The organism is Pseudarthrobacter sp. NIBRBAC000502772, assembly GCF_006517235.1.
Lineage (GTDB): Bacteria > Actinomycetota > Actinomycetes > Actinomycetales > Micrococcaceae > Arthrobacter.
The window spans coordinates 4,281,242-4,293,985 of the sequence record NZ_CP041188.1; the positions used below are offsets into that span (position 1 = coordinate 4,281,242).

At 66.8% G+C, this 12,744-nt stretch carries 11 protein-coding genes; 4 read left to right on the forward strand and 7 right to left on the reverse strand.

From position 1 onward, the window contains the following. Positions 1-10: 10 nt before the first annotated feature. From nirB to NIBR502772_RS19910, 3 genes are all read right to left on the reverse strand, one after another. Positions 11-2,527: a nitrite reductase large subunit NirB gene (nirB, locus tag NIBR502772_RS19900; protein ID WP_141141483.1), complete on the reverse strand. Its 2,517-nt coding sequence runs from the start codon at positions 2,525-2,527 to the stop codon at positions 11-13. Beyond that, on the reverse strand, positions 2,527-2,874 hold the full coding sequence (locus NIBR502772_RS19905; RefSeq protein WP_104060431.1) for a molybdopterin oxidoreductase: 348 nt from the start codon (positions 2,872-2,874) through the stop codon (positions 2,527-2,529). Before NIBR502772_RS19905 ends, nirB begins: the two co-directional genes overlap by 1 nt. 141 nt (positions 2,875-3,015) lie before the next feature. Next, positions 3,016-4,728 (reverse strand): ABC-F family ATP-binding cassette domain-containing protein, encoded by a 1,713-nt coding sequence (locus NIBR502772_RS19910; RefSeq protein WP_141141484.1) that lies wholly within the window; start codon positions 4,726-4,728, stop codon positions 3,016-3,018. Positions 4,729-4,949: 221 nt separating this feature from the next. Here NIBR502772_RS19910 and NIBR502772_RS19915 point away from each other — a divergent pair, with 221 nt between their 5' ends. Together NIBR502772_RS19915 and NIBR502772_RS19920 are read left to right on the forward strand one after the other, a co-directional pair. Then, positions 4,950-5,465 carry a histidine kinase gene (locus NIBR502772_RS19915; protein WP_141141485.1) on the forward strand — a complete coding sequence of 172 codons (516 nt, stop codon included), beginning with the start codon at positions 4,950-4,952 and terminating at the stop codon, positions 5,463-5,465. Next, positions 5,465-6,328 (forward strand): DUF4097 family beta strand repeat-containing protein, encoded by an 864-nt coding sequence (locus tag NIBR502772_RS19920; protein ID WP_141141486.1) that lies wholly within the window; start codon positions 5,465-5,467, stop codon positions 6,326-6,328. The genes NIBR502772_RS19915 and NIBR502772_RS19920 overlap by 1 nt, the downstream gene beginning before the upstream one ends. Positions 6,329-6,611: 283 nt before the next feature. Here NIBR502772_RS19920 and NIBR502772_RS19925 read toward each other — a convergent pair whose 3' ends face one another. The 4 genes from NIBR502772_RS19925 to NIBR502772_RS19940 all read right to left on the reverse strand — a co-directional run bounded on the left by NIBR502772_RS19925 (position 6,612) and on the right by NIBR502772_RS19940 (position 10,863). Continuing rightward, positions 6,612-8,042, reverse strand: a complete 1,431-nt coding sequence (locus tag NIBR502772_RS19925) for an IS1380 family transposase (RefSeq protein WP_141139340.1) — start codon at positions 8,040-8,042, stop codon at positions 6,612-6,614. A 119-nt stretch (positions 8,043-8,161) separates the two neighbouring features. After that, on the reverse strand, positions 8,162-8,995 hold the full coding sequence (locus NIBR502772_RS19930; protein WP_141142178.1) for a metal ABC transporter permease: 834 nt from the start codon (positions 8,993-8,995) through the stop codon (positions 8,162-8,164). Between the two features lie 48 nt (positions 8,996-9,043). Continuing rightward, complete coding sequence (locus NIBR502772_RS19935; protein ID WP_246848600.1) at positions 9,044-9,865, reverse strand: metal ABC transporter ATP-binding protein; 822 nt, start codon at positions 9,863-9,865, stop codon at positions 9,044-9,046. Next, positions 9,865-10,863 carry a metal ABC transporter substrate-binding protein gene (locus NIBR502772_RS19940; protein ID WP_141141487.1) on the reverse strand — a complete coding sequence of 333 codons (999 nt, stop codon included), beginning with the start codon at positions 10,861-10,863 and terminating at the stop codon, positions 9,865-9,867. Before NIBR502772_RS19940 ends, NIBR502772_RS19935 begins: the two co-directional genes overlap by 1 nt. A 69-nt stretch (positions 10,864-10,932) precedes the next feature. On the opposite strand from NIBR502772_RS19940, the gene NIBR502772_RS19945 reads away from it, so the two are divergent. Together NIBR502772_RS19945 and NIBR502772_RS19950 are read left to right on the forward strand one after the other, a co-directional pair. Beyond that, positions 10,933-11,694, forward strand: a complete 762-nt coding sequence (locus tag NIBR502772_RS19945; protein WP_141141488.1) for a CPBP family intramembrane glutamic endopeptidase — start codon at positions 10,933-10,935, stop codon at positions 11,692-11,694. Between the two features lie 62 nt (positions 11,695-11,756). Then, positions 11,757-12,740, forward strand: coding sequence for a 1,4-dihydroxy-2-naphthoyl-CoA synthase (locus NIBR502772_RS19950; RefSeq protein ID WP_141141489.1), 984 nt, complete (start codon positions 11,757-11,759; stop codon positions 12,738-12,740). The last annotated feature ends 4 nt before the right edge of the window (positions 12,741-12,744 follow it).

The window sequence follows — 12,744 nt, forward strand, 5'->3', positions numbered from 1 at the left end:
TGGTCGGCGCTCACCGGACCGGCACCTGGGGCAGGACCGTGAGCGGCAGGGACGTGCGGAACTGGCCCGGCGTAAGCGGATCGTCGCGTTCGCTCCACGGGTCCACGTAGCTGTCCACGGATGCCTGCATGGCGGCGTCCAGTTCCGCGGCGACACCTTCGGAATCCTCCACGATGACGGCGCGGAGATGCTCGATGCCCACCCGCGGCACAAAGGAGTAGGTCCGTTCCAGCCAGTTGGCGTTCTCACGGTAGTACTGCATGAACCGGCCGGTCAGAAGCTTCACTTCCTCCGGATCATCCACGGTGGCCAGCAGGTCGCCCTTGCGGATGTGGGCGCCCGCCGCTCCCCCGACGTAAAGCTCCCAGCGTCCGCCCTCCACGGCCACCACGCCCACGTCCTTGACCAGCGATTCCGCGCAGTTCCGTGGGCAACCGGACACAGCCAGCTTCAGCTTGGCCGGCGACTCGATGCCCTGGAACCGGGACTCGATCTCGATGCCCAGCTTGGTGGAGTCCCCCGTCCCGTAACGGCAGAAGTCCTTGCCCACGCAGGTCTTCACGGTGCGGAAGCTCTTGCCGTAGGCGTACCCGGAGGGCATGTCCAGGTCGGCCCAGACCTGCGGGAGGTCCTCCTTGGGGATCCCCAGGAGGTCGATCCGCTGCCCGCCGGTCAGTTTGATCAGCGGAACGTTGTGCTTCTCGGCGACGTCGGCGATGCGGCGCAGCTGCTGCACGGACGTCACGCCGCCCTTCATCTGCGGGACCACGGAGAACGTGCCGTCGCGCTGGATGTTGGCGTGCACGCGGTCGTTGATGAAGCGGGCGTCGCGTTCGTCGATGTACTGGTCCGCGAGCATCATTTTCAGCAGTGACGCGAGGCCCATTTTGGATTTCGCGTCCTCGGCGCTGCCGGGAGCCAGGGCCATGAACACCTGGGAGACGGAGCGCAGGCCTTGTTTCCGGATGGCGGCCATCAGGGCCGGCTTGTCCAGCGGGATCCCGGGCACGTAGTAGCTGGCCGCCGGGTCCTCCTCCACCGCGCCGTCCGCGGCCCATTCCACCACCTGTTTGACCAGCAGCTTGCAGGAACCGCAGCCCTTGCCCGCCCGGGTGGCGTCCATGGCGCCGGAAACAGTGGTGCAGCCGCCCTTCACGGCGTCCACCAGGGCCTTCTTACTGACGCCGTTGCAGTTGCAGACCTGGGCGCCGTCGTCGAGCTCGGCCACGCCCACCGCCTCACCCGGCCCGCCGACGTCGAACATCAGCGCGATCCGTTCGTCGGGCAACGGCAGCCCGCGGTCGTAGGCCTGCGTCAGGTAGGCCACCTTCCGACTGTCGCCCAGGAGCGTGGCACCCACCATCTTGTTGTCGCGGACCACGATGGACTTGAAAATGCCGCGGCTGGGCTCCGAGAAGACGATGTGCTCGTCGGTGACGAGTTCGGGGCCGTGCAGTCCCATGGATGCGACGTCGACGCCGGCCACCTTCAGCTTGGTGGCGGTCCGGGAGCCGAGGTAGGCCGACGACGTATCGGCGCCGGTCACGTGGTTGGCAAGCACCACGGCCTGTTCCCACAGCGGCGCCACCAGCCCGTAGACCTCGCCGCGGTGCTGGACGCACTCCCCCACGGCGTAGATATCGTCTTCGTCCTGGACCCGCAGCCGGTCATCCACCACAATTGCCCGCTCCACCGGGAGCCCGCTCAGCACGGCCACGTCCACGTTCGGCCGAATGCCCGCGGCCACCACCACCATGTCGCAGGCGATGTCCTCCCGGTCCCGCAGGCTGACGCCGCTGACCATGTCCCTCCCGAGGACGGCTGTGGTGCGGCTGGACGTGTGCACCCGGATGCCCAGGGCCTCCACGCTCCTGCGCAGCACCGCGCCGCCGTCGGGCCCCATCTGCGCATTCATGAGGTGCCCGCCCGAGTGGACCACCTCCACCTCGATGCCGTGGCTTTTCAGGCCATAGGCCGCCTCCAAACCAAGCAGGCCGCCGCCGATCACCACGGCCCGCCGGTGATGCTCCTGCTGCGCATGCTGGACCATCCGCCGGGTGTCATCGATGGTGCGGAACCCGAACACACCGTGCTTCACGGACCCGCCGGGTGTGTACAGCCCGTCCATCGGCGGCATGTGGGAGCGGCTCCCGGTGGCGATGATGAGGGTGTCGTACGGTGTAACGCGGCCGTCGTTGGAGAACACGTGTTTGGTGGCCTTGTCGATCCGGTCAACCCGGACCCCGGCGTGCAGCGTGATGCTGTTCTCGCGGTACCAGGACAGCGCGTTCAGGAAGATGTCGGCGTCGCTTTCCTCGCCGGAGAGGACGTGGCTGAGCATGATCCGGTTGTAGTTGCCGTAGGGCTCGTCGCCGAACATGGTGATGGTGAACTGCTCGGCACCGCCGCGGGCCAGGATCTCCTCCACGGCCCGGGCGCCCGCCATCCCGTTTCCCACCACCAGCAGCCGACGGCGTGGCGCGGCGCCTGTGTGCCTCCCCTGCGGCCGGTCCAGCACGCTGGTCATCAGTGCTCCACCATGCCCAGGTCCACCACCACGGATCCCCCAACGCCATCCGGAGCGGCGAGATAGAGCTCCACCACTGAGCCGCCGTCGATGTCCTCCACCACCCGCAGCGGCACATGGACATCGCTTTTGGCGCCGATGGGGAAGTACCGCATGGGCACACCGTTCCGCATCAGGACCACCGTGATGAGTTCACTGCTGGAATTGCCGCCCCGGAAGTAGAGCGTCTGGTTGATGACGCCGTCCGGAACGTAGTGCGAGAGTTCGCGGTGGATGGGGACGGGTTTCTCCAGCCCGGTGCCCACAAACGGGAAGATGCCCTGCAGGAAAAGGTTCTTGGTGATCACGGACAGATCCTTTCGGCCGGCGGGAGACTGGCATAGGCCTATCTTCCGCCGCCGATGTTTCCGCCTGCCGGTCGGTGCGTAACTTTTCGTTTGCGCAAATCTCACCGCTTTCCGGGCCGTCAGGCCGGGGCGCGCGGGGCATCAGGCCGGGGCGAGCACGCCCTGGTCCATCGAGTACCGGATCCAGCGCCCGGCGTCGTCCGTGCGCGAGGTGTCGCTCTTCTTCGCGCACCGGGCAAACCAGTCCCGGAGGGCGCGGTCATGGCTGACCATGACCAGGGTCCCGGTGAAGCCGGCGAGCGCCTCCTCAAGCTGCTCCACCAGGACCGGCGCCAGGTGGTTGGTGGGTTCATCCACAATCAGTGTGCCGTAACCGCCCAGCAGCAGGCGGGCCAGGGCAAGCCTGCGCTGCTGGCCCGCGGACAGGCTGCCTACGGGGACGTGGAACTCGCTGGTGCGGAACAGCCCCAGGCGCAGGAGTGCCTCGGCGTGCTCATCGATGTTGCCGCCGAGGCCCGCCGCGAAGGCCGGCAGCAGGCGGAGCGTGGGCCGTTGCGGCAGTTCGAGTTCCTGCTGCAGGTAGCCGATCCGCGCAGGCCGCTGAACCAACCCTTCGACGGGCTCCAGGGTTCCCGCCAGCACGGAGAGCAGCGTGGATTTGCCGGCGCCGTTCGGGCCGGTGATGAGGATCTTCTCACCCGTGCGGGCCGCGAAATCAGTGACGGCCAGGCGGCCGGGAACTGCGACGCCGCGGGCAACGAGAACCGCCGACGCGGTCAAGAGGGAGTCGTCCCCGGATGCGGTGGTCGCCACGGAGGCACCCGAAGGAACCTCCGGTTCCACGGCGAGCTCCGCCGCCAGCCGAAGCGGCACCGGCGGGCGGTCGATGGGGCTCGCTTCCAGCCGCCGGAGCCGTTCCTGCGCGTTGCGGACCTTGCTGGTGGCCGCTTTCTGCCAGGTGCCGGCTTTGAAGTCGAAGCCCACCTTGTCGTTGTCGCGTTGGCGGGCGTAGCCCATCTTGTCGGTCACGGTGTCTGCCTGCCGCTGCTCCGCCTCCATCGCGACGATCCATTCGTGGTACTGCTGGACCCAGCGCTGGCGTTCGGCGGCCTTCTCGCGGAGGTAGCCGTCGTAGCCGTTGCCGTAGCGGGTCACGGTACGGCGCTCGGCATCAACCTCAATCACGGTGCTGGCCACCTTGCGGAGCAGCACGCGGTCGTGGGACACCACCACCACTGTCCCGCGATGGGCGGCCAGCCGGTCCTCCAGCCAGGCGGTTCCGCGGGCATCGAGGTGGTTGGTGGGTTCGTCCAGGAGCAGGATGTCCGCCGGATCGGCCAGGACACAGGCCAGCGCCACGCGTTCCTGCTCGCCGCCGGAGAGCGATCCCAGCGTCCGTTTCCGGTCCAGGCCGCCCAGGCCCAGCCGGTCGAGCGCCGCCTCCACGCGGGATTCGGCGGCGTAGCCCTCGCGCAGCTGGTACTCGGTCTGCAGCCGGCCGTAGGTTTCCAGCTCGTCGTCCTCGGCATCGGCGAGGCCGGCCTCCAGCCGGTCAAGTTCGGCTTCGAGGGCGCGCAGCGAGGCCAGGGAAGCGTCGACGGCGGCTCCCACGGTGAAGGATTCGGGCAGGCCGTGCGTCTGGGCAAGGTAGCCCACGCGGCCGTGGCTGACCGCAGTTCCTTCGTCGGGCGCTTCCAGCCCGGCCAGGATCTGGAGCAGCGTGGATTTGCCGGCGCCGTTTTCGCCGACGATGGCAACATGCTCGCCGGCCGTGATGACCAGGCTGATTCCGTCGAGCAATTGCCGGTCGCCATAGCCATGGGAGACGCCGGAAAGGTTCAGGTGTTCAGTCAAGACAAGTCCTCGCAAGATTCCGCAGTGTGGCCGCCGGAACTGATGCTCGACGGCGGCCCTGGATTCGGGGGAACAGTCCGGCATTGCCGGGCTGCTGCTCAGGACTTCATCGCTCCAGCTTCCCCGCCGGAAGCCGCAGCGTCAAGCCGGGACACCACCGGTGGCACCATTATTCGCCAGAAAGTATTGATGTGACACCAAACTGACGTCAGAATGGTGTCATGCAACTCAACCAATATGTATCCGCCGTCCAGCACCAGCTGGGCGTTGCCGCCGAAGCCGGTGGTCCCGAGGCCCGGGAACTCAGCGACCGCCTCACTGCCGCGCTTGACTCCACTGTCCGGCTCGTCCTCCTCGAGGCCCTCTCCGACGCCGCCAGCGAGATCACCCTCGAGCTGGCCCCGGCGTCGGTGGAGGTACGGCTCCGCGGCCGCGATCCGGAGTTTGTGGTCACCAGCCCGCCCGCCGCCAGCGACTTCGAAGCGGTGACGGAACGGTCCGGCCGGCCGGCCCGGCAGGCCCCGGAAGAGTTCGACGGCGCCAGCACCTCGCGCACGACGCTCCGCCTTCCCGATCACCTCAAGCAGCAGGTTGAAGAGGCCGCGGGCTTTGAAGGCCTGTCCGTGAACTCCTGGCTGATCCGGGCCGTCGCGGACGCCCTCAACGGGAGCCAAACCACGCACCGCACCATTCGCCGCGATCCCGGCGAGCAGAACTTCACAGGATGGGCACGCTGATGAAAACCTTCGAGACCCCCCAGCCAATCGCCGTCGTGGTGGACGTGTCCGTCCGTGCCGACATTCTGATTGTGGCCGGCAACCGCACCGACACCGTGGTCAACGTCCGGCCCCGCGAGGCAACCCGGGCCCTGGACATCAAGGCGGCGGAGCAGACCACCGTGGACTACACGGATGGACGCCTGCAGGTAAGGCTGCATCCGCAGCGCCGCCACACCTGGTTCAGCGACGGCGGCGCCGTGGACATCGCAGTTGAAGTGCCCATCGGCTGCAGCCTGGAGTTGAAGTCCGGAATGGGCGATCTCCGCTGCGAGGGCGAATTCAGCTCCGCCGAACTGAAGACGGACATGGGCCACGTTCACGTCGATCACTCCACGGAGCTCCGGGTCCACACGGGCATGGGCGACGTGACCGTGGAACGCGTCGCGGGGCGGGCTGAAATCAAGACCGGCTCGGGCAAGATCCGGATCCGGGAAATCGACGGTACCGCCAGCGTCAAGAACGGCAACGGCAGCACGTACATCGTGGATGCCGCCGGTGAACTCAAGGTCAGTGCCGCCAACGGGGACGTCTCCGTGGAACGCGCCGGCGACACCACCACCATCAAGGCCTCCAACGGCGACATCACGGTCGGCGAGGTGGCCCGCGGAACCCTCACCCTCCAGACCGCGGCGGGTTCGTTGGCCATCGGCGTCCGCGAAGGCAGCGCCGCGTGGCTGGACCTCAGCACCAAGTACGGTCGCGTCCGCAACGGACTCGATGCCACCACCGGGCCGAGCGAGACGGACGCCAAAGTGGAGATCCGCGCCCGCAGCGCCTACGGCGACATCACCGTGCGGCGCTCCCCCGTTCCCACCCGGTAAACCCCCACCAGGTCAGACCTCTGCAAAGGAACAACGCGGGGTCACTTAACGCCCATGTTTCCCCTCGTATTGGGCAGTAAGTGACCCCGCGTTGCTGTGGACTCCCGGGCCTAGCCTCGATTTTTCATGATGGTCGGTGACCGTCGCGGATTTGTGCCAGCGGCCGATGCGTGGTTGTTTTCTGTTTTCGGGCAGGCTGGTGTGGCCTGTTGGTTCGCCTGGTTTGGCGCCGGTTCCACTTCCGGTGATGGGGCTGCTCGTCGGGACGGGATGAGTGCCCGGCTCAGCCGGTAGAAGGAACGAGCCCTTTGGTGAGGCGGGCGGTGTTCTCCAGGAGAAGTTTCAGGAGGTCTTTCTCCGGCGCTGATTCCGGGAGCAGGAGCTGGTTGCGGCGGGCGCGGGTGATGATTTTCCCTGCGGTCGCGAAGAGCCGGTAGCGCCAGCGTTTGATGTCCCAGGCCTTGGCCCGGTGTCCGTCCGGCAGGGCAGCGAGCTGGAGCCAGGACACGAGGTTGAAGGCCAGTGCGGCGATGTTCGCCCAGGCCTGGTTCGCGGCGAAATCGAAGAACGGCAGCTTGCCCAGGCCGGTGTTTTTCAGGGTTTTGATCCGGTTCTCGCACCGGCCGCGGGCCCGGTGCCTGGCGTCGAGGAATGGTCCGTGCCAGCGTGGTGAGTTGGTCAGGAACGCGGTGATCCGGTGCCCGTCCGTGTCGAGCAGGGTCGGCTGCGCACCGGGGTGCAGCGGCTCGGCGCGGAGGAACAGTTTCGTGCCGGGCGGGTAATCGGTGAGCGGGATGACGTCGGTGGCGTTGATGACCCACGCGTCCGTCCGGTCGTTTCCAGTCTGGTCTAGGGCCGGCTGCCAGTACTCTTTGTCGCTGATCCAGTCGATCATGTGTGCCTTGCCGAACGGGAGGGTATAGCTGGTGGAGAACTGCACGCCGAGGCTGTGGAGGTGCCAGAGGAACTTCCTCGAGGCCCCGGCGCTGTCGGTGCGGACCAGGACCTTCTCCCCGGCCAGGGCCCCGGTTCCGTCGTAGAAGCTCTGGGGCAGTTGGGTTGTGGCGGTGTGGAAGACCCGGATGTGGTCCTCGGCGCTGTTTGCTCCGGCGTTGCCGGGCCGGAGCACGGCGGCGAGGATTTCCCCGGCTCCGTTGCCGTTACCGTAATCGGCGCTGGCGATGAACGGGGCGAATCCGTAGCCGCCTTTGTAGGTTCCGGCGACGTTTTCCTTATCGGAGTGTGAGGTCACCAGGGTCGCGTCGATGTCGATGATGAGCGGGTCCGCGGCTGTTGCGGTCAGGGCCGGGTTCCGGTTCCCGGCGGCGTTCCAGGCGCGGGTGCGCAGTTCCTGGGTGAGGGTCTCGAATCCGTAGCTGAACAGTTCCGGGTTTGCCACGGTGCGTTCGAAGAACCGGGAGACGGTAGCGTTCGAGGGCAGCTGACCGAAGGCCCCGGGTGAGGAGCGCAGGATGTCCAGGTCCGATGCGTGTTCGCCTCCGGCGGCGAGCATCGCCGCGAGGGACCCCACCAGCCGGCCGGGCCGGTGTTTCGCGCCGGAGGGAACGAACTGGCCGAGTCTGTCTTCGCACAGCCTGCCGAAACCCAGGGCGTCCATGAAGCCGGTGAGGACCGAAACTCCGGCGTGGGAGATCAGCGACTGGCCGGTGAAACTGACCGGCAGGGACGGAAAAACAGCGGTAGACTTCTGCATCGAAAGGGTGCTCCCTCGCTCGGCAAATAACGGTCTCGACAACCACTATTTTCCCAGTTCAGAGCACCCTTTCCCTGATTAACACGCCAACCCCACGGACCCGCCATGAAAACCCCGGGCTAGGCAACCAGAAGTGCGGCGGCCTTCCTGCGGCGGGCCTTCGCCAGCCGGGTGCCGATCAGTCCCTGCCGGGGGCTGAACAGGTAGACGGCGGCGAACACCACACCCTGTGTGAGCACCACCATGGCGCCCGAAGCCGTGTCCAGGTAGTAGCTGAAGTAGATGCCGGCGATGGAGCACACCGCTGAAATCACCGGTGCGATGACCAGCATCCGGTTGAAGCGGTCCGTGAGCAGGTAGGCGGTGGCACCGGGGATGATGAGCATGGCCACCACCAGCACCACACCCACAGTCTGCAGCGCCACCACCGACGTCAGCGCCAGCAGCCCCATAAGCAGCGCCCCCAACCGTTTCGGGGAGAGCCCGATCGCGTGGGCGTGAGTGGGATCGAACGCGTAGAGGGTCAGGTCGCAGCGCTTCAGGATCAGGATGACGAAGGCGACGACGCCGAGCACCAGCACCTGGACCAGGTCAGGGATGCTGACGCCCAGGAGGTTGCCGAAGATGATGTGGTTCAGGTCAGTCTGGCTGGGCGTGACGGAGATCAGCACCAGGCCCAAGGCAAACAGCGAGGTGAACACAATGCCGATGGCGGCGTCCTCCTTTACGCGGCTGGTGTTGCGGACGACGCCGATCAGGGTCACCGCGATCAGCGCGAACACCAGGGCGCCGAGCGCAAACGGGGCGCCCACAATGTAGGCCAGCACAACGCCGGGCAGCACGGCGTGCGAGACGGCGTCGCCCATCAGGGACCAGCCGATCAGCACCAGCCAGCAGCTGAGGACGGCACAGACGACGGCGGCGAGCGCGGTGGTGACGATGGCGCGGACCATAAAGTCGTAGCTGAGCGGTTCGAGCAGAAAGTCGAAGATTTCCACGGGTCAGCCCCTGCTCTTGGTGGTGGCGGAGGCGCCGGCGGCTGCGGGGTGGACGACGACGGCCGTGGCGGCGGGGTGGGGAGGTTCCGGAAGGTCGCGGTTCAGCACATCCAGGCCGAACGCCATGGCGAGGTTCTCCGGCTGGAGCACCAGTTCCGGGGCGCCGTGCATCAGGACCCGGCGCATAAGGAGCACGGCTTCGTCGCACAGGTTGGGCAGCGCGTGCAGATCGTGGGTGGAGATCAGTATGGTGCAGCCGTCTGAGGCGAGCTCGCGCAGCAGCCTGGTGATGGTGGCCTCGGAGCGCTTGTCCACACCGGCGAACGGTTCGTCCAGGAGCATCATGGTGGCACCCTGGGCAATGCCGCGGGCCACAAAGGCGCGCTTCTTCTGCCCGCCGGACAGCTGCCCGATCTGCCGGTCCGCGTACTCGCTCAGTTCCACGCGGTCCAGCGCCAGATCGACGGCGGCACGGTCGGCCTTGGAGGGCCGCCGGGTGAAGCCCTGGTGCCCGTAGCGTCCCATCATCACCACATCGCGGACGGACAGCGGGAACTGCCAGTCCACATCCTCGCTCTGCGGCACGTAGCCGATCCCGCCCTCCTTGCGCGCCTTGGTAGGTGACTGTCCGCCGATCAGCACGCGGCCGGCGTCGGGCTTGATCATTCCCATGATCACCTTGAACAGGGTGGATTTCCCGGACCCGTTCATGCCGATCAGGCCGCAGATCCGGGCGGCGTCCACGGTGAGCGAGGCGGAATCGAGCGCCAGGACCTCGCCGTAGTGGACGGTGACGTTTTCAACGAGGATGGCGGGGGAGCTCATTACTTCGCCCCTGCTGCGGAGCCGGTGGAGCTGCCGGCCAGGGCCTTGGTGATGACATCGGCGTCGTGCCTGATCAGATCCAGGTAAGTGGGGACGGGCCCGTCGGCTTCGGACAGCGAATCCACATAAAGTGTGCCGCCGAACTTCGCGCCGGTGGCGCCCACCACCTGCTGCATGGGCGCATCGGACACCGTGGATTCACAGAACACGGCAGGAACCTGGTTGGCCTTGACGTACTCGATGGCACGGGTGATCTGTTGCGGCGTGGCCTGCTGTTCGGCGTTGACGGCCCAGATGTAGACCTCTTTGAGCCCGGCATCACGGGCCAGGTAGGAGAAGGCGCCTTCGCAGGTCACCAGGGCGCGCTGGTTCTCCGGGAGGCCTGCGAGGCTTGCTTTCATCTCGTCCTGCACACCCTGCAGTTCAGCCTTGTAGGCGTCACCGTTGGCTTGGAATACCGCGGCGTTGTCCGGGTCAAGCTTGCTGAACGCGGTCACCATGTTATCCACATAGATCTGCACGTTCACGGGTGACATCCACGCATGCGGGTTCGGTTTGCCCTGGTAGGAGTCCTCGCTGATGGACATGACCTCCACACCGTCGCTGACCACGGCGTGCGGCACGTCCAGGCCCTCCACGAACTGCCCGAACCAGGCCTCGAGGTTCAGGCCGTTGTCCAGGATGAGGTCCGCCTTGGCTGCCTTGCGGATGTCGCCGGGGGTGGGTTCGTAGCCGTGGATTTCGGCGCCCGCCTTGGTGATGGACTCCACGGTGAGCTTGTCCCCCGCAACGTTCCGGGCGACGTCGGCGAGCACCGTGAAGGTGGTCAGGACCACGGGCTTGTCACTGTCACTGTTGCCCGACGCGTCACCCCCACACGCGGTAACGGAGAGGGAAAGGAGGACGACGGCGGCGGCGCTGGCAGCGCGGAACGCCGCCGTTCCCCGGGCGAGGGTTCGGGCGGCGACTTTGGCGCGCCGAAACAAAAATTTAGGCATACCGAACATTCTACGCGACGCCCATCCGGCCCCGCAATGTGACGCCCACCGTGGAGCTAGGCTGAAGACATGGCCACCACACACCGGAATCCACCCGCGCCGCAGCCCGAGCTGTACCGGTTTTCCGCCCTTGATTTCACCGCCGTTGGCCTCTATGTGGCCGCGGCCGGGCTCTTCGCCGTGGCAGGGGAACTGCTGGTCCCGTTCATAAGCCAGCTTGCCCCCAGCCCGGCCGCGGCATCGTACGCCGTGAACCTCATCTTCTATGGCTCGATCGGGATCCTGGCGCTGGCCGCCGCCCGCCGGGTGGTGGCCCGGGACCTGCGCGTGCTGGCCATCCGTCCGTGGTTCACCCTGCTGATGGTGCCCGCGGCGGTGGTGGCCATGATGATCCTCACGGCCGTGGTGGTGTCGGCCGGCGGCGGAGTGGAGACGTCGGCAAACCAAGCCGGGCTGCAGGCGCTGATGCAACAGGTCCCTGCCTGGCTGATGGTGCCGGTCCTGGTGGTGGTGGGCCCGTTTGTGGAGGAGTACATCTTCCGGCACCTGCTGATCGGCAAGCTCAGCCGCCGGCTCAACATCTGGCTGTGCTGTGCCCTCTCTGTGGTCCTCTTTGCCGGCATCCATATCGCAGGCCAGGAAGCCATCACGCTCAGTGCCTTGCTCCCCTATCTGGCCATGGGAGGCACGCTGGTGTTTGTCTACGTGTGGACCGGGAAGAACCTGATGTTCTCCTACTTTGTGCACGCGGCGAAGAACCTGCTGGCGGTCATCTTCATCTACGCCATCCCGCCCGAGCTATTTGAGCAGTTGCAGCAGGTCCAGCCCTGACAGCTGCCGTTCCCGAGGGCGACGAGTTCTGCATCAGCTGACCCGATTACTAGACTTGTCCGGTGAGCAACCAACTTCCCGCCAAGGTGTCCGACGTCTTTGACCCCACCCGCTGGCGCACCGTGTCCGGTTTCGACGACTTCCAGGACATGACGTACCACCGGCAGGTAGAGCGTGTTTCGACGGGCTCAACAACCGGAACGGGCTCAACAACCGGAACGGAAACCAGGGACCTGCCCACCGTCCGCATCGCCTTCAACCGCCCGGAAGTCCGCAACGCCTTCCGCCCCGGCACCGTGGACGAGCTCTACCGCGCCCTGGACCACGCCCGCATGACCCCGGACGTCGCCACGGTCCTGCTCACCGGCAACGGCCCCTCCCCCAAGGACGGCGGCCACAGCTTCTGCTCCGGCGGGGACCAGCGCATCCGCGGCCGTGACGGGTACCGCTATGCCGACGGCGAGACCACGGAAACCATCGATCCCGCCCGCGCCGGACGGCTCCACATCCTCGAGGTCCAGCGGCTCATGCGGACCATGCCCAAGGTGGTCATCGCCGTGGTGAACGGCTGGGCTGCCGGCGGCGGGCACTCCCTGCACGTGGTCTCGGACCTCACCATCGCCTCCCGCCAGCACGGCAAGTTCAAGCAGACGGACGCCACGGTGGGAAGTTTCGACGCCGGGTACGGCTCGGCGCTGCTGGCCCGCCAGATCGGCCAGAAGTCCGCCCGCGAGATCTTCTTCCTGGCCCGCGAATATTCCGCCGAGGACATGGTCCGGATGGGCGCCGTGAACGAGGCCGTGGACCACGAGCGCCTCGAAGAGGTGGCCCTGGAATACGCCGCGGACATCGCCCGGCAGTCACCGCAGGCCATCCGGATGCTGAAATTCGCGTTCAACCTTGCCGACGACGGCCTGGCCGGCCAGCAGGTCTTCGCCGGCGAAGCCACCCGCCTGGCCTACATGACGGACGAGGCGGTGGAAGGAAAGGAAGCCTTCCTGGAGAAACGCGACCCGGACTGGTCCCGCTTCCCGCACTACTTCTAGGCAC

Coding starts and splice junctions, on each gene's coding strand:
- NIBR502772_RS19930 (WP_141142178.1), bottom strand. CDS start 8,995: ATGGTCCGCGCCATCGTCACCACCGCGCTCGCCGCCGTCGTCTGTGCC.
- NIBR502772_RS19935 (WP_246848600.1), bottom strand. CDS start 9,865: ATGAGCTCCCCCGCCATCCTCGTTGAAAACGTCACCGTCCACTACGGC.
- NIBR502772_RS19915 (WP_141141485.1), top strand. CDS start 4,950: ATGCAACTCAACCAATATGTATCCGCCGTCCAGCACCAGCTGGGCGTT.
- NIBR502772_RS19920 (WP_141141486.1), top strand. CDS start 5,465: ATGAAAACCTTCGAGACCCCCCAGCCAATCGCCGTCGTGGTGGACGTG.
- NIBR502772_RS19925 (WP_141139340.1), bottom strand. CDS start 8,042: ATGCAGAAGTCTACCGCTGTTTTTCCGTCCCTGCCGGTCAGTTTCACC.
- NIBR502772_RS19940 (WP_141141487.1), bottom strand. CDS start 10,863: ATGCCTAAATTTTTGTTTCGGCGCGCCAAAGTCGCCGCCCGAACCCTC.
- nirB (WP_141141483.1), bottom strand. CDS start 2,527: ATGACCAGCGTGCTGGACCGGCCGCAGGGGAGGCACACAGGCGCCGCG.
- NIBR502772_RS19945 (WP_141141488.1), top strand. CDS start 10,933: ATGGCCACCACACACCGGAATCCACCCGCGCCGCAGCCCGAGCTGTAC.